The organism is Bartonella sp. AA1HLJMS, from assembly GCF_042197445.1.
GTDB lineage: Bacteria > Pseudomonadota > Alphaproteobacteria > Rhizobiales > Rhizobiaceae > Bartonella.
Genome location: NZ_JBHIRW010000192.1, coordinates 1 through 1,279, shown reverse-complemented (window position 1 = coordinate 1,279; position 1,279 = coordinate 1). Strand labels below are relative to the sequence as shown.

Sequence of the window (1,279 nt, the reverse complement as noted above, 5' to 3'; positions counted from 1 at the left end):
TAAGCCGCGTGATGAAGCAGTAAAAGCGCCGCCTCATAAGAATAAGAAGAGTAAGAAGAAGGGTAAGTGAGGAGAGAAAGATGAGTTTAGTAGCAATTATTACGTTTTTTACTACCAATGCGGTTATGTTCTTTTGTGTTATCGCTATGTTCTTTTTTGTTTTGCTCTATCGCAATAGAGAACAAGAGCTCAAAACAGAACTGAAGGAAAAAGATATATTAATTGTAAAGTTAAATATGTCAATTGAAGAGTTGAAAAAGAAAGTACAAGAAAGAAGAGTTATAGGAACCTTTGGAGGTTATGATTCATGAAAAAGAACAAACTAATAAATACTTTTATCTTCTCACCTTAATAGGTGAGAAGATAAGTAAAACCTAATTCCCAATCTTATAAGATTATCATCGTTGATGACTTAATTTTCGAAAAAAGCTGGGCCAAAAGCGAACTTCAAGTGTTTTATGTGGGTCATATGATGAAGTATGTTCTAAGATAAAGATCGGAACGGATAGTTTATCATGATTTTCTGTTTCTATGGAGCGAATTTTTAATTCCCATTGAAAACTATCCCCACCATTCACTGTAAATAGGTCAATTCCTCTTTCTAATACGTTGTTTTGGATGACAGGATTTGTTGTAACGGGAGTTATTAAATCGATACATTTGGGAGATGTTTTAAGAATGCTTCTTGGAGAGCTTTGAGAGTATGGATAAGGAGTTGGATAGAATGCTTGAACGAATTCGAAAGGGCTATTTTCATCTATTCGTATATAGTTCATTTTCATTGGTCGGTCTGTGGGGTTTTTGATGGAAAATTCTATGAGAATACCTTCTGGTGATAGATCTTCAGGTTTAAGATTAAAGATCTCAACTTTCATCTTTGGTCCTAAACCTTCTGCTATGTTTTCTGTCCACAAAGTTTCTAAGGAATTTCTTATCATTTGGGGAAGGTCTTTTTTCAATATACTTTGTCTTTTGAATGTTGCGAGTTCTGTTTCAATGTTATTCAATTTATTGTTCATGTTAATTGTAATGTCAGTTAATTCTACAAAATTTTCTTGCATATTTCTCATATCTCTTTCTCCTCCGCTTTGGGAAAACAGTAATTTTATAAAATACGTTTTGTATGGAGAGGAGCGGTGATTAACACGATTCTTTGTTTTGATCTAGGTACCAAAACGGGGTGGGCGATACGTGGTGCAAGTGGTGACATATTCAGTGGTACCGTGAATTTTCAATCGCGCCGTTTTGAAGGCGGTGGAATGCGTTACTTGCGTTTTAA

2 protein-coding genes are annotated in these 1,279 nt (G+C 34.7%); one reads left to right on the top strand and one right to left on the bottom strand.

From position 1 onward, the window contains the following. Positions 1–80 precede the first annotated feature (80 nt). Positions 81–311 (top strand): hypothetical protein, encoded by a 231-nt coding sequence (locus tag ACFIQE_RS10515; protein ID WP_208434686.1) that lies wholly within the window; start codon positions 81–83, stop codon positions 309–311. Positions 312–398: 87 nt separating this feature from the next. Here the strand turns inward: ACFIQE_RS10515 and ACFIQE_RS10510 are convergent, their stop codons facing one another. Continuing rightward, on the bottom strand, positions 399–1,070 hold the full coding sequence (locus ACFIQE_RS10510) for a hypothetical protein (RefSeq protein ID WP_375627818.1): 672 nt from the start codon (positions 1,068–1,070) through the stop codon (positions 399–401). Between the last annotated feature and the right edge of the window lie 209 nt (positions 1,071–1,279).

Coding starts and splice junctions, on each gene's coding strand:
- ACFIQE_RS10515 (WP_208434686.1), top strand. CDS start 81: ATGAGTTTAGTAGCAATTATTACGTTTTTTACTACCAATGCGGTTATG.
- ACFIQE_RS10510 (WP_375627818.1), bottom strand. CDS start 1,070: ATGAGAAATATGCAAGAAAATTTTGTAGAATTAACTGACATTACAATT.